19 protein-coding genes are annotated in these 19,881 nt (G+C 56.7%); 4 read left to right on the top strand and 15 right to left on the bottom strand.

Annotated elements, in window-relative coordinates; translation table 11 throughout:
* Positions 1-26: 26 nt before the first annotated feature.
* The 15 genes from rnhB to rpsB all read right to left on the bottom strand — a co-directional run bounded on the left by rnhB (position 27) and on the right by rpsB (position 14,657).
* On the bottom strand, positions 27-713 hold the full coding sequence (gene rnhB, locus C7H08_RS12020) for a ribonuclease HII (RefSeq protein WP_106672169.1): 687 nt from the start codon (positions 711-713) through the stop codon (positions 27-29).
* Positions 713-1,891, bottom strand: a complete 1,179-nt coding sequence (gene lpxB / locus C7H08_RS12015; RefSeq protein ID WP_227663093.1) for a lipid-A-disaccharide synthase — start codon at positions 1,889-1,891, stop codon at positions 713-715. The genes rnhB and lpxB overlap by 1 nt, the downstream gene beginning before the upstream one ends.
* A gap of 18 nt (positions 1,892-1,909) precedes the next feature.
* Positions 1,910-2,701 carry an acyl-ACP--UDP-N-acetylglucosamine O-acyltransferase gene (gene lpxA / locus C7H08_RS12010; RefSeq protein ID WP_106672167.1) on the bottom strand — a complete coding sequence of 264 codons (792 nt, stop codon included), beginning with the start codon at positions 2,699-2,701 and terminating at the stop codon, positions 1,910-1,912.
* Positions 2,701-3,138, bottom strand: a complete 438-nt coding sequence (fabZ, locus tag C7H08_RS12005; RefSeq protein WP_106672165.1) for a 3-hydroxyacyl-ACP dehydratase FabZ — start codon at positions 3,136-3,138, stop codon at positions 2,701-2,703. The genes lpxA and fabZ overlap by 1 nt, the downstream gene beginning before the upstream one ends.
* Before the next feature lie 11 nt (positions 3,139-3,149).
* Positions 3,150-4,175, bottom strand: a complete 1,026-nt coding sequence (gene lpxD / locus C7H08_RS12000) for a UDP-3-O-(3-hydroxymyristoyl)glucosamine N-acyltransferase (RefSeq protein WP_106672162.1) — start codon at positions 4,173-4,175, stop codon at positions 3,150-3,152.
* Between the two features lie 42 nt (positions 4,176-4,217).
* The gene (locus C7H08_RS11995; RefSeq protein WP_106672160.1) at positions 4,218-4,715 is read right to left on the bottom strand and encodes an OmpH/Skp family outer membrane protein; all 498 of its coding nucleotides are present in this window, start codon (positions 4,713-4,715) and stop codon (positions 4,218-4,220) included.
* Between the two features lie 44 nt (positions 4,716-4,759).
* Positions 4,760-7,078 (bottom strand): outer membrane protein assembly factor BamA, encoded by a 2,319-nt coding sequence (gene bamA, locus C7H08_RS11990; protein WP_106672158.1) that lies wholly within the window; start codon positions 7,076-7,078, stop codon positions 4,760-4,762.
* Positions 7,079-7,123: 45 nt separating this feature from the next.
* Positions 7,124-8,473 (bottom strand): RIP metalloprotease RseP, encoded by a 1,350-nt coding sequence (gene rseP / locus C7H08_RS11985; RefSeq protein ID WP_106672156.1) that lies wholly within the window; start codon positions 8,471-8,473, stop codon positions 7,124-7,126.
* Positions 8,474-8,524: 51 nt separating this feature from the next.
* On the bottom strand, positions 8,525-9,709 hold the full coding sequence (gene ispC / locus C7H08_RS11980; protein WP_106672154.1) for a 1-deoxy-D-xylulose-5-phosphate reductoisomerase: 1,185 nt from the start codon (positions 9,707-9,709) through the stop codon (positions 8,525-8,527).
* Positions 9,706-10,557 (bottom strand): phosphatidate cytidylyltransferase, encoded by an 852-nt coding sequence (locus C7H08_RS11975; protein WP_106672334.1) that lies wholly within the window; start codon positions 10,555-10,557, stop codon positions 9,706-9,708. Before C7H08_RS11975 ends, ispC begins: the two co-directional genes overlap by 4 nt.
* 19 nt (positions 10,558-10,576) lie before the next feature.
* Positions 10,577-11,347, bottom strand: a complete 771-nt coding sequence (gene uppS / locus C7H08_RS11970) for a polyprenyl diphosphate synthase (RefSeq protein WP_106672153.1) — start codon at positions 11,345-11,347, stop codon at positions 10,577-10,579.
* Positions 11,348-11,409: 62 nt separating this feature from the next.
* Positions 11,410-11,967 (bottom strand): ribosome recycling factor, encoded by a 558-nt coding sequence (gene frr / locus C7H08_RS11965; protein ID WP_106672151.1) that lies wholly within the window; start codon positions 11,965-11,967, stop codon positions 11,410-11,412.
* A 67-nt stretch (positions 11,968-12,034) separates the two neighbouring features.
* Positions 12,035-12,763 carry a UMP kinase gene (gene pyrH / locus C7H08_RS11960; RefSeq protein WP_106672149.1) on the bottom strand — a complete coding sequence of 243 codons (729 nt, stop codon included), beginning with the start codon at positions 12,761-12,763 and terminating at the stop codon, positions 12,035-12,037.
* Positions 12,764-12,943: 180 nt separating this feature from the next.
* Entirely contained in the window at positions 12,944-13,813 is an 870-nt protein-coding gene (gene tsf / locus C7H08_RS11955; RefSeq protein ID WP_106672147.1) for a translation elongation factor Ts, read from the bottom strand.
* A 94-nt stretch (positions 13,814-13,907) separates the two neighbouring features.
* Positions 13,908-14,657, bottom strand: a complete 750-nt coding sequence (gene rpsB, locus C7H08_RS11950; RefSeq protein ID WP_106672145.1) for a 30S ribosomal protein S2 — start codon at positions 14,655-14,657, stop codon at positions 13,908-13,910.
* A gap of 250 nt (positions 14,658-14,907) precedes the next feature.
* On the opposite strand from rpsB, the gene map reads away from it, so the two are divergent.
* Genes map through C7H08_RS11930 form a run of 4 tightly spaced genes read left to right on the top strand, consistent with a single transcriptional unit; the run spans position 14,908 to position 19,858 of the window.
* Positions 14,908-15,678: a type I methionyl aminopeptidase gene (map, locus tag C7H08_RS11945; RefSeq protein WP_106672143.1), complete on the top strand. Its 771-nt coding sequence runs from the start codon at positions 14,908-14,910 to the stop codon at positions 15,676-15,678.
* Entirely contained in the window at positions 15,679-18,324 is a 2,646-nt protein-coding gene (locus tag C7H08_RS11940; RefSeq protein ID WP_106672141.1) for a [protein-PII] uridylyltransferase, read from the top strand. It abuts the gene before it with no gap.
* Positions 18,321-19,523, top strand: a complete 1,203-nt coding sequence (dapC, locus tag C7H08_RS11935; RefSeq protein ID WP_106672139.1) for a succinyldiaminopimelate transaminase — start codon at positions 18,321-18,323, stop codon at positions 19,521-19,523. The genes C7H08_RS11940 and dapC overlap by 4 nt, the downstream gene beginning before the upstream one ends.
* Positions 19,520-19,858 carry an ArsC family reductase gene (locus C7H08_RS11930; protein WP_106672137.1) on the top strand — a complete coding sequence of 113 codons (339 nt, stop codon included), beginning with the start codon at positions 19,520-19,522 and terminating at the stop codon, positions 19,856-19,858. The genes dapC and C7H08_RS11930 overlap by 4 nt, the downstream gene beginning before the upstream one ends.
* The last annotated feature ends 23 nt before the right edge of the window (positions 19,859-19,881 follow it).

The raw sequence follows: 19,881 nt of genomic DNA, 5'->3' as shown, positions 1-19,881 counted from the left end.
AATATTACAGCCACCCTCCGAGCCTGTCAACCCATATTTTCAAACAGATCCACCGGATAGGCCAGTTCGTGGCGTTGGTCCTGGGTATCACTTTGGAACAACCCGACGGTGTCGATAGCCTCCTGTACCGGACGGAAAGACCGGCGGTGTTCCGGAGTTGCGCCAAGCCGCATCAGCGCTTCAAGATGCACCGGTGTGGGGTAACCTTTGTGCTGCGCCAGGCCAAAGCCCGGATACTTCTGCTCAAGTACCTCCATTTCCCGGTCACGGGTGACTTTGGCAATGATCGACGCAGCACTGATGGCCGATACCCGGCTGTCGCCCTTGATCACGGGCTCGGAAGGCCAGGCCCAGTTGGGGCAACGGTTACCATCCACCAGAACATATTCCGGCTGGATAGTGAGCCCCTCAACAGCCCGCTTCATGGCGAGCATGGTGGCCTGGAAAATGTTCAGCCGGTCTATTTCAGAAGATTCACAGCGACCCAGACTCCAGGTGGCGGCCTTATCGACGATTTCATCGTAGAGTTTCAGGCGCCGCTTCTCGGTCAGCTTTTTGGAGTCGGCCAGCCCCTCAATCGGGCGTGCCGGATCCAGGATCACGGCGGCAGTAACCACCGCGCCAATCAAAGGGCCGCGACCAACCTCATCCACGCCCGCCAGGCGCCAACCCAGGTATTCACACTCGAACGGTGGCAGCTCTTTGCCGGCCATTAGCGCCTGCTCTCCAGCAGATCCGAAATTGCCGACGCAGCTCGTTCGTCAGCATTCTGCCTGAGCGATTCGTGCAGTTCCGAGAAAGCCTCATTCAGGCGAAGTCGTCCCTGTTCGTCCTCGAGCCGCTCCAGCACCGCCGCACCCAGCGCCTCTGGCGTTGCATCATCCTGCAGCAGTTCGGGCACCAGCTGTTTCTGGGCAAGCAGGTTTGGCAAAGCCACCCACGGCACCTTGACCAGCTTTGAAAGCAGCTTGAAGCTGAAGTTACTCAGGCGATAACCGACCACCATCGGCTTTTTCAGTAACATGGCTTCAAGGGTTGCAGTTCCGGAGGCCAGCAAGACCACGTCGCTGGCGGCCATCACCTCCCGAGAACGGCCCCGAACGAGGGTGACCGGCAGCTTGACCTCGAGCGACTCCACCAGGCCCTGCACCTGTCTCTCCCGGTCCCGGTTTACGCAGGGGATAACCAGCTGAATATCTGGCCGGTGGCACTGAAGCCAGCGCGAGGCTTCCAGGAACAGGGTGCCCAGCCGCTCCACCTCACCTCCCCGGCTACCGGGCAATACCGCCAGCACAGGTTTGTCGACATCCAGACCAAGACTCTCTCGTGCAGCGCGAGTATCAGTTTTCATGGCAATGCGATCCGCCAATGGGTGCCCCACGAATGCCACGGGCACCTGATGCTCCTCGTAGAAACGCGCCTCAAAGGGAAAAAGCGTCAGCATCAGATCAACAGATTTGGCAATTTTGAAAATGCGTTTCTGACGCCAGGCCCAAACCGACGGGCTGACATAGTGTACCGAGGGAATACCGGCCTCCCGGCAGCGGCGCTCAATTGCCAGGGTAAAGTCCGGAGAATCAATGCCAATAACCACATCAGGAGGAGTTTTAAAAAAGAAATCCAGTAGTCGGGCGCGGATGCTGAACAGCTCCCGAATGCGCCCCACCACTTCTACCAAGCCCATCACCGACAGTCGCTCCATAGGCACCAACGAATGGAAACCTTCAGCGACCATCTCATCACCCCCGATACCGACGAAGCGGGCATTCGGGTAACGTTTGCGAAGCGATTGGATCAGCCCCGCACCAAGGATATCCCCCGATGCTTCACCTGCGATAATCGCAACCGTCAGCTTGCGATCACTGACCAGATCAGTCTGAGAGTTTGGCACCGGCAACCTCCAGCCAGATCAGCGGATGATGCCGCGATCCGCTCTCCGGAGCGAGTCGATCAGCGGGCGAACCTCCGGCACGTCGGGAAAGGCCTGTTCAAGCTCTTCCAGTGCCTGCTCAGTAGTCAGGCCCTGACGATAGATCACCTTATAGGCGCGACGCAGGGTAAGCAGTATTTCTTTGCTGAAGCCTCGACGCTTCAGGCCTTCTACGTTCATGCCGTGGGGCTGAGCAGACTGACCACTGGCCATCACGTAGGCCGGAATATCTTTCAGAATGATGCTGCCACCAGCAGCCATACTGTGCGGACCTATATGACAGAACTGGTGCACCATGGTGCCACCACCCAATATGGCGTAATCGCCTACCGTGACATGACCTGCCAGGGTGGCACAATTGGCCAGAATGGTGTTATTGCCAATACAGCAGTCGTGGGCAACATGCACATAAGCCATCAACAGATTACCACTGCCGATCCGGGTTTCACCTCGATCCTGAATGGTGCCGCGATGAATGGTGCAGTTTTCACGAATAACATTATCGTCGCCAATAACCAGAGTGGTAGGCTCACCGGCATACTTCTTATCCTGGCATTCTTCTCCGATACTGGAGAACTGAAATATGCGGTTGTTGCGACCAATGACCGTTGGGCCTTTGATCACTACGTGAGACAGGATGTCGGTGCCCTCACCTATTTCAACGCCAGGACCCACGTAACTCCAGGGACCAACGGTCACGTTATCCGCCAGTTTGGCTGATGGGTCCACAATCGCCTGAGGATGGACACCCGACCAGTCATTTGTCGCCATCAAACTTCTCTCTCAGCGGTCAATATTTCGGCCACGCACACGACTTCACCGTCGACCAGGGCGCGGCACTCAAATTTCCAGATACCGCGCTTGCCGGATAAAAACACAGACTCCATATCCATGCGATCTCCGGGCAGCACGGGGCGCTTGAAGCGCGCTTTGCTGGAACCAGCCAGATATTGTATCACGCCATCTGAGGGTTTCCGTTCCACGGTCACAAAACCGAGAATTCCCGACAGCTGGGCCATCGCTTCGATGATCAGTACACCGGGCATAATCGGATTATTGGGAAAGTGCCCGGTAAAAAACGGCTCATTGAAGGAAATATTCTTGTATCCCTTGATCGATTTGCCCTTTTCGACCTCGGTTACACGATCAACCAGCAAAAAAGGGTAACGATGTGGCAGATACTCGAGAATTTCATCAATTTTCATCATGTCGATCGGCCTCAGCCCTTTAATTGCTTTTCCAGTTCTTTGATTCTTCTGGCCAGTACATCCAACTGCCTGAAGCGTACCGCATTTTTTCGCCATTGGCGGTTGCTGTCAAAACCGGTTCCAGAGGAATACACCCCGGGCTCCGGAATATCCCCGGTGACCATGGTCATTCCGGTAAGCTGGACCTGATCGGCAATCTCAAGGTGGCCGGCAATACCAGAGGCACCACCGAAAACGCAGTGGCTACCAATTCGGGTGCTGCCGGCGACAGCCACCGTCGCAGCCATGGCACTGTGATCACCGATGGAGACGTTGTGACCGATCTGAACCAGGTTATCGATCTTCACACCGTTACCGATGACCGTACTATCCAAAGCTCCACGATCAATCGTGGTATTCGCACCAATTTCAACATCGTTGCCCAGAACGACACCGCCCACCTGCGCAATGCGGTGCCATACGCCTTGATCGATGGCAAAGCCGAAGCCGTCCGAACCAATCACCGCGCCGCTGAGAATAAGGCAACGCTGGCCTATGACGACGTCATGGGCCAGGGTCACTCTCGGACAGAGAATGGAATGATCACCGATCTGTGTGCGCGCACCGACAAACGAGCCGGCGCCGATAACGACGTGTTCGCCAACCTGCGCATCCGCCTCGATCACAACATGGGCGCCAATGCTGGAGGTTTCAGGAACCACCACTGAGGTGTCAATCACGGCAGTTGGGTGAACCCCGGCCGACGCAACCGGTGCAGGGTCAAACCAGTGGCTGAGGCGAGCATAGCCCAGGTAAGGGTTGTCCAGTAACAGGACATTGGTCTGAGCATCATCAGCCGCCGCTGGCGAGACAATAACGGCGGATGCCCTGGTTTCTTTCAGGTATTTTCCATAGGCCGGGTTGGCAAGAAAACTGATAGTTCCCGGGCCGGCAGCCTGCAATGTGGCCAGTCCGGAAATGCGGGTATCTGGATCGCCTTTGAGTTCTGCGCCCAGAGCCTTTGCCAGCTCCTGGAGGCTGTAAGATTTCGTCGTCATTAACCTTCTCCGAATCCCGCCAGCCGGGGGCATTTGTTTCAATCAGCGGTTCAGTTTTTCCAGAAGCTCGGAGGTGAGGTTCATCTCCGGCTTAACGTAGACCACTGCTTCGCTGGGCAGAATCAGATCAAGATTGTGCTCACCCAATAGCTCTTTGACAGCCTCATCCACTTCCGGGCGCGCACTCTCAAGGAACTGCTGCTTGCGCTGGGCCACGGTGCTGTCGAGACGCTGCTTCAGGAAGTTAAATTCCTGAACGGTTTCCTGGAACTCACCGGCAAGCTTGTTGCGTTCGCTCTCGTTCATCATGGCACCATCTTTTTCGAGACGATCCTTGAGCGTTCTGGCCTTTTCCTGAGCTTCCCGCACCTTTGCCTCTTCGCCCGCGAAATCCTGCTGAAGCTTTTGGCTAAAGACCTGGGCGTCATTGGAAGAGAACAGCGCCTGGCGCAGATCAACCACACCAATACGGGTTTCCGCTGCAGCTTGCAGCGAGAATGCCATCAGAGTTGCGCCAATAATGGCAGATAGACGTTTCATGAAAATCTCCTGTGTTTCATCCTTTGTTTTTTTGTGCACTGCTATCAGAAAGTCTGCCCCAGGGAGAACTGGAATACCTGGGTATCGTCACCTGTTTTGTCATTAAGCGGTTTCGCCAAACTGAACGCAAGCGGGCCCACGGCGGTAATCCATTGGAAGCTGATACCGGCCGAGGCCCGCACTTCACCCGCTTCAGGATCAAAGTTCCGGGCAGTATCGAACACCTGACCCGCGTCGAGGAACACAGAGGTGCGCATTGAACGCGTATCGCCAGCGAATGGTGTCGGGAAGATCAGTTCAAGACCTGCTTCGGTCAACAAGTTTCCGCCAAACGGATCAGGATCCGACCGGTCACCCACGGCTGGCTCTGCGCGGTTACCGAGGGAGTTTGCCCGGAAACCCCGCACCGAACCATAACCGCCGGAATAGAAATGCTCGAAAAACGGCATTTGTGTGCGATCACCGTAGCCATCGCCGAAACCAACCTCTGTCCGAGCCCTGACAACCCATCGCTGCGTATCAACCAGCGGGTAGTAGAAATCAGTTCTGTGAGTGGCCTTGTAGAAGGTCAGGTCACTGCCGGGTACCGCCACGTCCAATGACAGGGAATGGCTGTAACCGCGAGTTGGCAGGACACCTCGGTTAAGCGTGCTGCGGCGCCAGTTACCAAACACAAAGTAATTGACGAATGAGTCACCCTCTTCATCAATAAAGGTTTCAACTTCCTGGGCGGAAAAAATACCTTTTTTGATGTTGGACTGAGTAATTCCCACCCCGAAATTCAGGCGGGTAATTGAATCCGTCGGGTAACCGAAGGTTAGTCGCCCGCCGTACTCGTCCAGCAGATACGATGAAATTTCTTCTTCCTCGTAATCCGTCTCACGGGCAAACAGGCTGAAGCCACGACTTACCCCATCAACGGTGTAATACGGATCAAGATAAGACACATTGGCGCTTTTGACCGCATCACTGACATTAACACCAAAAGACACCCGCTTACCGCTGCCAAAGAAGTTGTTCTCTGACACCGCCGCACCCAGGATTATCCCTGAGTTCTGGGAAAAACCGATCGACGCCGACAAGCTGCCGGTCGGCTGCTCCTGAACACTGTAATTCACATCAACCAGATCATCAGACCCCGGTACCGGTACCGTCTCAACATCCACCGACTGGAAGAAGCCCAGCCGCTCAAGGCGGGTTTTGGAGAATTCGATACGGTCGGAGGAGGCAATGCCACCCTCCATCTGAGTCATTTCCTGACGGAGCACTTCGTCTTTGGTAGAAACGTTACCGCCAAAATTCACCCGCCGCACATACGCGCGCTTACCGGGCTCAATAAAGAAGGTGACCGCCGCCGTGTTATCTTCACCCGGCTCAGGAACGGCGTTTACATTGGCGAAGGCATAGCCCTCTCGGCCAAGGCGGAACGACAACGCCTCAGAAATGGCGGTCATCTGAGCGCGGGAAAACACATCCCCTTCTGACACCGGGATCAGTTTGCGCAACTCTTCCTCACCAACAATCAGTTCGCCGCGAAGGCGGACATCAGAGATGGTGTATTGGGGACCTTCGTCCAGAGAAATCGCAATGAAAACCTGCTGTTTGTCTGGCGAGATGGAGACCTGGCTCGACTCCACATTGAAATCCAGATAACCACGATCCAGGTAGAAGGACCGTAATGACTCGAGGTCACCGCTCAGGCGCTCCCGCGCGTACTTGTCCTTGTTAGTGATTGAATTCCACCAACTGGTAGTCCGCAGCTCAAACAGGCTGATCAGCTCTTCATCACTAAAATCAGAATTACCAATGATGTTGAGGTGCTGAATGGACGCCACAGAACCTTCATTGATATCGAGGCGAACCGCCACCCGGTTTCTCGGAAGCTCTTCGGCACTGGCCCGCACTCGGGCGTTATAGCGGCCCTGAGCAATGTAAGAGCGCAGGATTTCCAGCTCCAGCCTTTCCAGGGTTGCCCGCCGAAACACCTGCCCCTCTTCAAGCCCGGCACCGGCGAGGGCATCCATCAACATATCAGTCTCAATATTCTTGTTGCCGTCGATTTCGATGGATGAAATGGATGGCCGCTCCTTAACCGCAAGAATCAACACGCCAGCGTCACGGCTGGCCTCAATATCGGTGAAAAGGCCCGTCCGGAACAGATCCTTGATGGCAGCAGCCAGACGGGTCTCATCCACCTCTTCACCGATATTGACCGGAAAAGCAGAGAATACAGAGCCCGCCGAAACCCGTTGAAGGCCTTCTACCTCGATATCCGCCACCGTGAATTCATCCGCCAACACAGGCTTGATACCAGTTGCGGTAATGGCTAGGCCAACGGCTACAGCTAGAAGGGAACGTCTCATTCAGTTATATCGCCTGGTTAATGTGCGGTAAGGAGCCCGCAATTCTCACAACCGCATCAGGTCGTTGTAAAGAGCAAACACCATTAAAGTCAGAATCAAAGCCATACCAATTCGTAATCCAAGTGCCTGAACCTGTTCAGACACTGGCTTACGGCGGATTGCCTCAATGGTGTAATACACGATGTGACCGCCATCCAGAACCGGGATCGGCAGTAGATTGAGCACGCCCAGGCTGACACTCAGGTACGCCAGAAAGCGCACAAAATCCTCAAAACCGGAACTGACACTGGCCTCGGCAACCCGGGCGATGGTAATCGGCCCGCTCAGGTTGGTGGGCGACAACAGCCCGGTGGCCATTTTTTTAATGGCGACCAGGGTCAGCCGAGTATCCGACCAGGTTTCCTGGACCGCATTCGGAATGGCCGCCAATGGGCCATAACGAACCTCTCGCAACACTTCATCAGGCCAGCCGATGGCCTCTACCCCGGCGCCGACAAAACCGATGACTTGGCCATCATCCAGAGTCCGGGACGCCGGACGCACGGTAAGCTCGCGTGGTTCGCCATTGCGCTCAACCGATAATGTCAGTGCGGTCTCGGGGGCATTCTGGATGATCTCGACCAAGGCAAACCAGTCGGCGATCGGCTCACCCTCGACCGCAACGATACGGTCACCGGTTTCCAGTCCTGCGGCCGAGGCCCGGCCATCAGCCATCACCTGTCCCAATACCGCCGGCACCGCCGGGCGCCAGGGCGTGATTCCGAATTCGGCCAGCGGGTTTGGCGCATCGTCGCTCAAGCGCCAACCATTGAGAGAGCCCTCTACCGTACCCCTGGCGCCATTTCGGGACACCTCAAGGGTAACCTCGCCATGCTCTCCGGCCCGCTCCAGCAAGCGCATGTTGACGTCGCGCCAGGACGTAACCCGACGCCCATCGATACCGTGTATTTCCATACCCTGCTGCAGGCCGGCCCGCTCGGCCACGCTCCCCGGTGAAACCTCACCCACAATCGGCGCGACGCTGGTGACACCCACAACACTTAACAGCCAGTAGGCAAAAATGGCGAAAATGAAATTGGCAACCGGACCAGCGGCGGCGATGGCAATGCGCTGGGAAGGCGGTTTTGACGTGAATGCCTGATCTTTCAGTTCTTCGGGTACCGGACCCTCTCGCTCGTCCAGCATCTTGACGTAGCCACCCAGCGGAATGGCAGCAATCGCAAATTCGGTGCCGTGCCGGTCATACCAGGAATAAAGTGGCTTACCAAAGCCCACGGAAAATCGGAGTACCTTGACCCCGAATCGCCGGGCAACCCAAAAATGCCCATACTCATGCAGGGTAACCAGAATCCCCAGAGTTAACGCAAGCGCCAGAACAGTTTGAATAATCTGCATAGATTTTCCGGTTAGTGGCTAAAGGCGAATATGGGAACATTCCCGCAGGGGTCAGACAGACAGCAGGCTGATCTGTTCCCTGGCACACTCCCGCGCCTCGGCATCTTTCGTGAAGATGGTCTCGAAGTCGCTCGCCGTTACCACGGGGATAACGGCCAGAGTCCGCTCTATGATAACGGGGATATCGGCAAAGCACAGCCTGCCCTCAAGAAACGCCGCCACCGCCACTTCGTTGGCCGCATTCAACACTGCCGGGGCGGTACCGCCACTGGCGAAGGCTTCCGCCGCGAGGCGCAGACAAGGAAAGCGCTGAAGATCAGGGCGCTCAAAGTGAAACTTTCCAATCGAGAACAGGTCCAGCGGCGCCACGCCGGCTTCAATCCGCTCTGGCCAGGCCAGGCCATTGGCAATCGGCGTACGCATATCCGGGCTGCCCAGCTGCGCCAGTACCGAGCCGTCAGCATACTCCACCATAGAATGGATAATACTCTCTGGGTGAACATGAACCTCGACATGTTCCGGCGTGGTGTTGAACAACCAACAGGCTTCGATAAGCTCGAGCCCCTTGTTCATCAAGGTGGCGGAGTCGACCGATATTTTCTGGCCCATGGACCAGTTCGGATGCGCACAAGCCTGCGCCGGGGTGACTTCTCTGAGCTGCTCGGCGGCGAAAGTTCTGAACGGACCGCCGGACGCCGTCAGCAGAATCCGGGTAATACCTGCGGCCTTGGGATCGCGAATTTTGTCCGCCGGCATGCACTGGAAGATGGCATTGTGTTCGGAGTCGATCGGTAGCAACTCTGCACCGGAATCGGCCACTGCATCCATAAACAGCTGGCCAGTCATCACCAGAGCTTCCTTGTTGGCGAGGAGTACCCGTTTGCCGGCGCGAACCGCCGCCAGAGTGGGTGCCAGCCCGGCCGCGCCGACAATAGCCGCCATCACGGTATCAGCATCCTCCGCCGCGGCCACGGCAGACAACCCCTGGTCCCCGGCAAGTACCTGGATATCCGGGCAATCACTCAACAGCCGGGCAAGCTCGCCGGCCGCGCATGAGTCTGCCATTACCGCGACTCTGGGCCGAAACTCGCGACACAGCGCTGCCAGCTCCCGGGCCCGGGTGCCCGCGGTCAGCGCGTAGACAGAGAATCGTTCCGGGTGTCGGCGAACAACGTCCAGCGTGCTCAGCCCGATGGAACCCGTTGCACCTAATAGGGTAATGCAACGTTTTGTCATAACGACCAGTGACCGGTGGTCAACCAACCCAGCAGGGTGATCATCAAGGCAAAGACCGGAATAGCGGCGGTAAGGCTGTCGACCCGGTCCATAATGCCGCCATGGCCAGGAAGCAGCTGGCTGCTATCCTTGATACCCCGGAAGCGTTTGAGCATGCTTTCCAGCAGATCCCCCAGCACCGAGACAAACCCGGTCAGCAGAGTGGCAGCGATTAACAGTACAGTTTCGGTAACGCTGGCCGCCGCCAGTACGCTGGCCACCACGGCCAGCAGTGCCACGGCTACCAGACCGCCCCAAACGCCGGCCCAGGACTTGCCAGGGCTGACTTTGGGCGCCAATTTGGCTTTGCCAAACGCTCTGCCCGCAAAATACGCGCCGATGTCCGCTACCCAAACCACAAAGAAGATATAGACAATAACGATCAGATTGCTGGAGACCTCACCAAACTGGACCCCTCCGGTGCGAAGGTGATTCAGCCCCACCCAGGCTGGCACCAGAACAAACAGGCCCATCAGCGCCCGCAGTGGCACGGTGCCCCAGGTGTCGGAGCCAGCCGGATAGCGGCGCACCAGCCAGAAACATACCAGCCACCAGATGACCGCCAGCCATAACAAAGGCACCGCCGGTAGCTTTAACAGCCAAACCAGATAAAGAAGTGCGGCAACCGCCAGAGCATACACAACGCGGCCCGGCTGACCTTCAATGCTGGCCATGTTCGCCCACTCCCAGGCGCCGAGGGCAATGATGGCGCCGGTAAACAACGCAAAACCCAGCGGTGGCAGGAAGAAGATCCCGCCAATGGCAATGGGCGCGAGAATGAGTGCGGTAATAATGCGGGTTTTTAACACGGTATAAGTCGCTGTATCGTTATTGTTGTGAAGCTCGAGCCGCAATCTGGTCATCTGTCTGACCAAAACGACGCTGGCGGCAGCTGTAGGCCTCGAGGGCCTTGCGCATTTCCTCGGCCTTGAAGTCTGGCCAGTACACACTGGAAAAGTAGAATTCCGTGTAGGCCAGATGCCACAACAGGAAATTACTGATGCGCTGCTCTCCTGCGGTACGAATCAGAAGATCCGGCATGGGCAGGTCGCCGATGCTCAGATGCTGCTGGATCATATCATCCGTGATATCCGATGCCTGCAATGCCCCGGCCTGTACCTGCTCAGCCACCTTGCGGGTAGCCTGGGTAATATCCCAGTGGCCGCCGTAATTGGCAGCTATCACCAGCGTCATGGCGGTATTGTCGCGGGTCAGCGCCTCGGCTTTGTCCATATGCTCTTGTAAAACAGCATTGAACGCAGAGCGGTCACCGATGATCCTGAGGCGGATGTTGTTCCGGTGAAGCTTTCTGACTTCACGCTCCAGAGCAATCAGAAACAACCTCATCAAAGCCGAAACTTCATCCTTCGGCCGGCGCCAGTTTTCGCTGGAAAAGGCGAAGAGGGTAAGCACTTGCACACCTTCCCTGGCACAGGTTTCCACGACGGCTTTCACCGCATTCACGCCCGCTTTATGCCCTGCCACTCCCTTGAGCCGATGAACTTTCGCCCACCGGTTGTTGCCATCCATGATAATGGCCACATGCCGAGGACAGCTATCTGCCGTCACCGGAATTTCTGCGGTTACTTGTGCCGTCATGAAATCCTCTGTGCGGCGGAGTGTTGACCCGCCGCTTGCTTTGTACTGAATAGCCCTGGCGGTCAGACCGCCATGAGATCCTCTTCCTTCGCTTTCAGCATTTTATCAACGTCAGCGATGTACTTGTCAGTCAGCTTCTGGACTTCTTCCTCACCCCGGCGCTCATCGTCTTCATTGATCTCTTTTTCTTTCAGCAGATCTTTGAGCATGGTGTTGGCGTCGCGGCGGGCATTACGGACAGACACCCGGCCATGCTCGGCGTCGGCTTTTGCCTGTTTGACCATTTCTTTCCGGGTTTCCTCGGTCAGCATGGGCATGGGCACACGAATGATGTCGCCGTTGGACGACGGGTTGAGGCCCAGATCCGACATCATGATGGCTTTTTCGACGACCGGTACCTGGTTCTTTTCCCAAGGCGTAATCATCAGAGTGCGGTTATCCTCTACGTTGACACTGGCAATTTGCTTCAGTGGCGTTTCCTGACCGTAGTAATTCACCATCACGCTGTCCAGAATGGACGGATGGGCACGGCCGGTGCGGATCTTGTTGAAAGCCGAGTGCAGAGCTTCCAGGCTCTTTTGCATTTTCTTTTCGGCATCTGCTTTGATGTCGTTAATCACGTCAGCATCCTCAAATTCGTTCGTCTGATTCTATCGAAGTCACCGGCTGTTAGCGGGCCGGAAACCATTATTCTATCAATGTGCCTTCTTTCTCGCCGGTGACAATGCGGGTAAGCACACCAGGCTGAGTCATGTTGAACACCCGCAGCGGCATGCCGTGGTCACGGGCCAGACAAATGGCCGTCAGGTCCATCACGCCCAATTTCTTGTCCAGAACCTCATCGTAGGTCAGGTGATCGTATTTTACCGCGGTCGGATCAAGATGGGGATCGGCATTGTATACGCCATCCACTTTAGTTGCCTTCAGTACTGCATCGGCCTCGATCTCAATGCCGCGCAGGCAGGCAGCAGAATCGGTTGTAAAGAACGGATTACCGGTCCCCGCACTGAAGATCACCACATCCCCTTCCTTAAGGTCACGCACCGCACGCCGGCGATCGTAATGCTCAACAATGCCACTCATCGGGATGGCAGACATCACACGGGTACGGATATTGGAACGCTCCAGGGCATCCCGCATCGCCAGGCCATTCATCACTGTGGCCAGCATGCCCATGTGATCACCGGTTACCCGATCAAGGCCGGCAGCGCTCAGGGCAGCGCCACGGAACAGGTTACCGCCGCCAACGACCAGGCCAACCTGAACGCCAATACCAATCAGAGCCCCGATTTCCAGCGCCATGCGATCGAGGACTTTGGGATCAATACCGAAACCGAGGTCTCCCATCAGGGCTTCACCACTGAGCTTCAGCAGAACACGCTTGTATCTGGGCTGGTTTTTTGAAGATGTCGGCATGGTGATCCCCTTTTCGTCTGTTGGCTATCCGGTATCAAACCCGTTGCAGGCTTGTATCTGACATACTCCTCAAAAAAGGGGTATCTCAGATACAAGCCCGCCACGAAAGCCGGGGAAACCCGGCAGACGTGGCAGACTCAGGTAGTGTTGTCACCCTTTGCGACAACACTCAGAAGCAGATCAGGACTTGCCTGTGCCAGCGGCAGCAGCCACTTCAGCAGCAAAATCCACCTCTTCTCTTTCGATGCCTTCACCCACTTCCAAGCGAACGAAACCAACCAGTTCGCCACCGGCGGACTTGATCAGGTCACCCACTTTCTGGTCCGGGTTCTTGACGAACGGCTGCTCAACCAGGCTGTTTTCAGCCAGGAACTTCTTGATACGGCCACCCATCATCTTCTCGATGATTTCAGCAGGTTTGCCTTCCATATCCGGCTGAGCCTTGATGATGTCCTTCTCTTTTTCCAGCTCTTCCTGCGGCATTTCTTCCGGCTTGCCGACGCGCGGATTAACAGCCGCGGCGTGCATGGCGATGTCGCGGGCCAGCTCAGAGTCACCAGCGGTCAACGCAACAACACAAGCGATCTTGTTGGTGCTGTGAACGTAGCCGCCAACAACCGGGCCTTCCACTTTCACGATGCGACGAACAGTGATGTTCTCACCGATCTTCTGCACCAGCGCTTCACGCTTGGACTCCAGGTCGCCTGCCATCAGCGCGGCAACGTCAGTTTCGCCTTTTTCAAAGGCAACGCCCAGCACGTCGTTGGCAAAGTTCAGGAAGTTATCGTCACGGGCTACGAAGTCCGTTTCAGAATTCACTTCAAGAATGTAGGCAACGGTGTTGTCGTCAGAAATCTTGATCAGAGACACACCTTCAGCGGCGGTCCGGCCAGCTTTTTTGGCGGCTTTCAGGCCTGAAGACTTGCGCAGCTCTTCAATCGCAGCGTCAACACTGCCTTCCGCCTCAACCAGCGCCTTCTTGCATTCCATCATGCCAAGGCCGGTACGCTCACGCAGCTCTTTGACCATTGCAGCGGTAATTGCAGCCATGTTCAATCCTCTTAATCGTTTCCGAATTCGGTGGGGAGGCATGCCCGGATAAAAAGGCGGGCATGCCTTACAACTCAAACCGTCAGTTCAAGTGTTACTCAGCGGCCGGAGCAGCGCCTGCAACATCTTCGCTGACTTCAACAAACTCGTCAGCTCCGCCTGAAGACTGGGCAGCTTCCAGGCAGGTATCGGCAACGGCCTGAACGTAGATCTGGATGGCGCGAATGGCGTCATCGTTACCCGGAATCACGTAATCAACGCCGTCCGGATCGCTGTTGGTATCAACCACACCGATAACGGGGATGCCAAGCTTGTTGGCTTCCTTGATGGCGATGCGCTCGTGATCCACGTCGATCACGAACAGGGCATCCGGCAGACCGCCCATGTCCTTGATACCGCCAATGGAACGCTCAAGCTTGTCCATCTCGCGGGTACGCTCGAGAGCTTCTTTCTTGGTCAGCTTGTCAAAGGTACCGTCCTGACTCTGAGCTTCCAGATCACGGTAGCGACGGATAGACTGACGGATTGTTTTGTAGTTGGTCAGCATGCCACCTAACCAGCGGTGGTTAACGTACGGCTGGTTTGAACGCTGAGCTTCTTCCTTGATAATCTTGGACGCAGCACGCTTGGTACCAACGAACAGGATCTTGTTCTTGTTGCCTGCCAGCTGCTGAATCACATTCAGCGCTTCGTTCATCGCAGGAACAGTCTGTTCAAGGTTGATGATGTGAATCTTGTTGCGGGCGCCGAAGATGAACTTCGACATTTTCGGGTTCCAGTAACGAGTCTGGTGACCGAAGTGAGCACCTGCCTTGAGCAGGTCACGCATATTTACCTGAGCCATGATATTTACCTTTTAGCTTCGGGTTAGGCCTCCACGCGTCCGATTGACCCAACCAGCCTCCTTAAAACAGGAGCCGGCACCCTGGGACAACGTGCTGACACGTGTGTGAATTTGCCGGAATTGTTTCCAGCGGGCGCGTTTATATCATAATTCTGCGCCAAAACGCCATTACTTTTACCTGCATGCTTCCTTGTACCGGAACCCTCCGACCCTTAAAATGCCGGTTTGATGCAAATCAACAGGAAGCCCGATGCAGGTATCTATCAAAACCCCCGATGAAATCGAAAAGATGCGCGTAGCCGGCCGCCTGGCCGCCGACGTTCTGGAAATGATCGGCGAGCACGTCAAACCCGGCGTGACCACCGAAGAACTGAACAGCATCTGTCACGACTATATTGTCAATGAGCAGAAGGCGATACCCGCCCCGCTCAACTACAAAGGGTTTCCGAAGTCTGTCTGCACTTCTGTGAACCATGTTATCTGTCATGGCATACCCTCAGAGAACAAAGTGCTGAAAGACGGCGACATCATCAACATTGACGTTACCGTTATTAAAGATGAGTACCACGGCGACACCAGCAAAATGTGGGTTGTCGGCAAGCCCAAACCGGGGTCTGAGCGTTTGATCCAGATCACCCAGGAATGCCTGTATAAAGGTATTGAGCTGGTTAAGCCAGGAGCCCGCCTGGGCGACATCGGCCACGTGATTCAGCAGCACGCTGAAAAACATCGATACTCAGTGGTGCGAGACTACTGTGGCCACGGCATCGGCAAGGTCTTCCATGAGGAACCGCAGGTGATGCATTACGGCAAGCCCGGCACAGGCATGGAGCTGCAGGAAGGCATGACGTTCACCATCGAACCGATGATCAACCAGGGCAAGCTCCAGACCAAACTGCTGGCAGATGGCTGGACCGTGGTCACCAAGGACCACAAGCTCTCGGCGCAGTGGGAACACACCATCCTGGTGACGGCCGACGGTTTTGAAGTACTGACCAAGCGCTCGGAAGAGTCATTCTAAGTGGATCGGAGCGAGCTGGAATCCCGCATCAGCAACGATACCTCACCGGTTTTTGCCGCCCGGGAGCTGTTAAGGACGAGCTATGACACGGATGCTGAAGCGTTTCGGCAAGGCGCCGACGTCAGAGCCCTGGTTCATACACGGGCCAACACCATTGACAAGGTGCTGCGGCTGATCTGGAACCGGTATCCGCTCTCCCGCTCCTCTGACATCGCGCTGATCGCCGTCGGCGGCTATGGCCGGGGCGAACTGCACCCCCACTCAGACATTGACCTGCTGATTCTGACACGCAATGGCATAGAAGAAGGCTGGCAGGACGATCTGGGCGCCTTCATTACCTTATTGTGGGATCTCAAGCTGGATATCGGCCACAGCGTCCGCAGTCTGGAAGAATCCGTGGCTTCCGCCCGCCAGGACATCACCATCCTGACCAACCTGCTGGAGACCCGGACCATTGCCGGGCCGGACGGCTTACGCAAAGAGCTCAGTGACACCATCTTTTCAGACGACGTCAGCTCGGATCGTGACTACTTTCTGGCCAAGCGAGCGGAACAGCAGAGGCGCCACCAGAAGTACGGCGACACAGAATACAACCTGGAGCCCAACGTGAAAGGCTCCCCCGGTGCGCTGCGGGATATCCAGACCATCGGCTGGATCACCAAACGGCACTTCGGGCTGCAGAACACCACGGACCTGACCCGCTTCAGCATTCTGACCGAAGAAGAACACCAGATCCTGCATCAGGGAGAAACCTTCCTCTGGCAACTGCGCTACGGCCTGCAACTGCTCGCCGATCGCAACGAAAACCGGCTGCTGTTCGACCATCAGCGAGCACTGGCGGAAATGCTGGGCTACCAGGACGAAGGCAAGCGCCTTGGGGTCGAGTTGATGATGCAGTCCTATTACCGCACCGTGCTGGCCCTGGCCGAGCTCGCCGACGTCATTTTACAGTTCTACGATGAGGCGATCATCGGCAGCGGCAGCGAAGACGAAATCCGGCCACTCAACAAACGCTTTCAAGTGCGCAACCTTTATATCGAAGCCATCAACAATCAGGTCTTCGCCTATGCCCCCTACGCCATCATGGAAATTTTCGTATTGATGGCCCAGCACTCCGAGATCAAGGGCATCCGGGCCACCACCATTCGCTCCCTGCGGGCACACCGACACCTGATTGATGATGCCTTTCGCTCCGACCTGGCAGTAACCACCTTGTTTATGGAACTGCTGCGCACCCCGCACGCGCTCGACCAGACTCTGTCGGCCATGAAAAAATACAACGTGCTGGGCCGCTACCTGCCGGAATTTGGCCAGATTATCGGCCAGATGCAGCACGATCTGTTCCACATATACACCGTGGATGCCCACACCATGCGGGTCATCCGCAACATGGTACGCCTGAACAGCACAGATGTGCGTGATGAATACCCCCTGGCCTCGCGCCTGATCCACCGGCTGCCCAAGCTGGAAACCCTGTTTATCGCCGGCCTCTATCATGACGTTGCCAAAGGCCGGGGCGGTGACCACTCGGAACTGGGCGCCATTGATGCCGAAGCTTTTTGCGAGCGCCATCACCTGAGTGAGCGGGATACCCAGCTGGTGTCCTGGATGGTGGAAAACCATTTGCTGATGTCGATGACCGCCCAGCGCAAAGACATCTCGGATCCGGACATCATTCAGGCCTTTGCCCGCGCCATTCCCAGTCAGGCCCACCTGGACTACCTGTACATTCTCACCGTGTGCGACATCAGCGCCACCAACCCGAAACTCTGGAACACCTGGCGGGCGTCCCTGTTGCGCCAGCTCTACATTGAAACCAAGCGCGCCCTGCGCCGGGGCACCGATACCCCCGTCGATCGCCAGGCCTGGATTGATGCCACCCGTGAAGAGGCGCGCGGAATCCTGCACGCGCAGAACATGACCGATGACCAGATCGAGCATATCTGGGGCACGGTTGACGATGACTACTTCCTGCAGGACTCCACCGTCGACATCGCCTGGCAGACCGCCGCGATTATCCGCCATGGCGATAATCCGGACCCGTTGGTGCTGATCCGTGACACCCGGGGCGGGCCAACCGACGGCTATTCCCAGATCATCATTTATATGAAGGATCGGGTCGCGCTGTTCGCCGCCACCACCGCCGTGCTGGAACAGCTGAATCTGAACATCGTGGACGCTCGCATCAACAGCAGCGAAGGGCCTCACTCGATCAGCTCCTACGTGGTGCTCGACGAGCAGGGCCAGCCCCTTGGCGTGGACCCGGCCCGCAAAGAGCGGACCCGCAAACGCCTGATCGAAGAACTCGATGACCCGGAAGACTACCCGGACATTATTCACCGGCGCACGCCCCGGCAACTGAAGCACTTTGCCTTCCCTACGGAAGTGACGTTTTCCAACGACACCATCAACCAGCGCACGGTGATGGAAGTAATCACCCCTGACCGCCCTGGCCTGCTGGCCCGGATTGGTCAGGTGTTGCTGGAACACCGGGTGCGACTGACCAACGCCAAAATCGCCACCCTGGGCGAGCGGGTTGAAGACGTGTTCTTTATTACCGATGAGCACGGCGAACCCCTGCGCGACTCGGGCGTGTGCCAGGCCCTGCAACAGGACCTCTGTACCATGCTGGACGACATTCAATGAACCCCAATCTCGACCGACTTCACCCCTACCCGTTTGAAAAACTGGCCAAACTGAAAGCCGGCATTACCGTGCCGGAGCACCTGACGCCGATCTCACTGGGCATTGGCGAACCCAAACACCCGTCACCCGCGTTTGTAAAACAGGTGATTGCTAACAACCTGGACAAGCTGGCCAACTACCCCACCACCAAGGGCCTTGACGAACTACGGGAGACCATCGCCGGCTGGGCCACCCGCCGTTTCGGTCTGGCCCAAGGCGCCCTGAGCCCGGCCCACAATGTGCTTCCGGTTAACGGCACCCGAGAGGCCATTTTTGCCCTGGTGCAAGCGGTGGTGGATGCCAGCAAACCGGCGGCTGTGGTCAGCCCCAACCCCTTCTATCAGATATACGAAGGAGCCGCCTTCCTGGCCGGCGCCGATCCGTTGTACCTGCCCTGCGACGCCAATAACGGCTTTATCCCGGATTTTGACGCCGTGCCGGAGTCCGTGTGGCAAGACTGCCAGATCCTGTTCCTGTGCTCCCCCGGCAACCCCAGCGGTGCGGTAATGCCACGGGAAACTCTGATCAAGGTCATCAACCTGGCCGACCGGCACGATTTCCTGATCGCCTCCGACGAATGCTACTCCGAACTCTACCCGGACGAAGCCAACCCGCCCGAAGGCCTGCTGCAGACCTGCGCCGCCATCGGCCGCCACGACTTCAAACGCTGCATCGTGTTCCACAGCCTGTCCAAGCGCAGCAACCTGCCCGGCCTGCGCTCCGGTTTTGTCGCCGGCGACGCCGACGTACTGGCCGGCTATCTGAAATACCGCACCTACCACGGTTGCGCCATGCCGATTCACAATCAGCTGGCCAGCATCGCCGCCTGGAACGACGAGGATCATGTGCGTGAAAACCGCGCGGCCTACCGAGCCAAGTTTGAAGCGATCGTTCCGATTCTCAGGGAGGTGATGAACGTAGACTTTCCGGACGCCGGCTTCTATCTCTGGCCGGAAACCCCGATAGACGACGAAACCTTCGCCCGTGAACTGTCCGCTCAGCAAAACGTGCACGTACTGCCCGGCCGCTATCTGTCTCGCACCGTGGATGGCTACAACCCCGGGGAAAACCGCGTGCGCATGGCCCTGGTGGCACCGCTGGACGAGTGCGTGGAAGCCGCCCACCGGATCGTCAAGTTCGTAAAAGGCTTTAACGCATGAAACTGTATGGCATCAAGAACTGCGACACCGTCAAGAAAGCCCGCAAATGGCTGGATGATAACGGCGTTGCCTACGAGTTCCACGATTTCAAGAAAGACGGCCTCACCAGCGTCAAGCTGGACCAGTGGGAACAGGCCGTTGGCTGGGAAACCCTGATCAACAAACGGGGCACCACCTGGCGGAAACTTCCCGATGAGGTTCGTGATACCATTAGCGCCCCAAGCGCCCACCAGATCATGCTGGAGAACCCCTCCATCATCAAACGCCCGGTTGTAGAGCGCGGCAATGACGTGACCGTGGGCTTCCATGCAGACCAATGGGCTGCATGGAACTAATCGGCAAAAACATTTTTCATTTA

The organism is Marinobacter halophilus (assembly GCF_003007685.1).
GTDB classification, from domain to species: Bacteria; Pseudomonadota; Gammaproteobacteria; order Pseudomonadales; family Oleiphilaceae; genus Marinobacter; species Marinobacter halophilus.
The sequence above is the reverse complement of the archived record's forward strand: the minus strand, read 5'-3'. Positions and strand labels throughout refer to the sequence as shown.

What these genes read in the sequence shown, in the direction of transcription:
- rnhB (WP_106672169.1), bottom strand. Translation starts at nt 713, where the DNA reads ATGGCCGGCAAAGAGCTGCCACCGTTCGAGTGTGAATACCTGGGTTGG.
- lpxA (WP_106672167.1), bottom strand. Translation starts at nt 2,701, where the DNA reads ATGGCGACAAATGACTGGTCGGGTGTCCATCCTCAGGCGATTGTGGAC.
- fabZ (WP_106672165.1), bottom strand. Translation starts at nt 3,138, where the DNA reads ATGATGAAAATTGATGAAATTCTCGAGTATCTGCCACATCGTTACCCT.
- lpxD (WP_106672162.1), bottom strand. Translation starts at nt 4,175, where the DNA reads ATGACGACGAAATCTTACAGCCTCCAGGAGCTGGCAAAGGCTCTGGGC.
- C7H08_RS11995 (WP_106672160.1), bottom strand. Translation starts at nt 4,715, where the DNA reads ATGAAACGTCTATCTGCCATTATTGGCGCAACTCTGATGGCATTCTCG.
- bamA (WP_106672158.1), bottom strand. Translation starts at nt 7,078, where the DNA reads ATGAGACGTTCCCTTCTAGCTGTAGCCGTTGGCCTAGCCATTACCGCA.
- rseP (WP_106672156.1), bottom strand. Translation starts at nt 8,473, where the DNA reads ATGCAGATTATTCAAACTGTTCTGGCGCTTGCGTTAACTCTGGGGATT.
- ispC (WP_106672154.1), bottom strand. Translation starts at nt 9,709, where the DNA reads ATGACAAAACGTTGCATTACCCTATTAGGTGCAACGGGTTCCATCGGG.
- uppS (WP_106672153.1), bottom strand. Translation starts at nt 11,347, where the DNA reads ATGACGGCACAAGTAACCGCAGAAATTCCGGTGACGGCAGATAGCTGT.
- pyrH (WP_106672149.1), bottom strand. Translation starts at nt 12,763, where the DNA reads ATGCCGACATCTTCAAAAAACCAGCCCAGATACAAGCGTGTTCTGCTG.
- tsf (WP_106672147.1), bottom strand. Translation starts at nt 13,813, where the DNA reads ATGGCTGCAATTACCGCTGCAATGGTCAAAGAGCTGCGTGAGCGTACC.
- rpsB (WP_106672145.1), bottom strand. Translation starts at nt 14,657, where the DNA reads ATGGCTCAGGTAAATATGCGTGACCTGCTCAAGGCAGGTGCTCACTTC.
- map (WP_106672143.1), top strand. Translation starts at nt 14,908, where the DNA reads ATGCAGGTATCTATCAAAACCCCCGATGAAATCGAAAAGATGCGCGTA.
- dapC (WP_106672139.1), top strand. Translation starts at nt 18,321, where the DNA reads ATGAACCCCAATCTCGACCGACTTCACCCCTACCCGTTTGAAAAACTG.
- C7H08_RS11930 (WP_106672137.1), top strand. Translation starts at nt 19,520, where the DNA reads ATGAAACTGTATGGCATCAAGAACTGCGACACCGTCAAGAAAGCCCGC.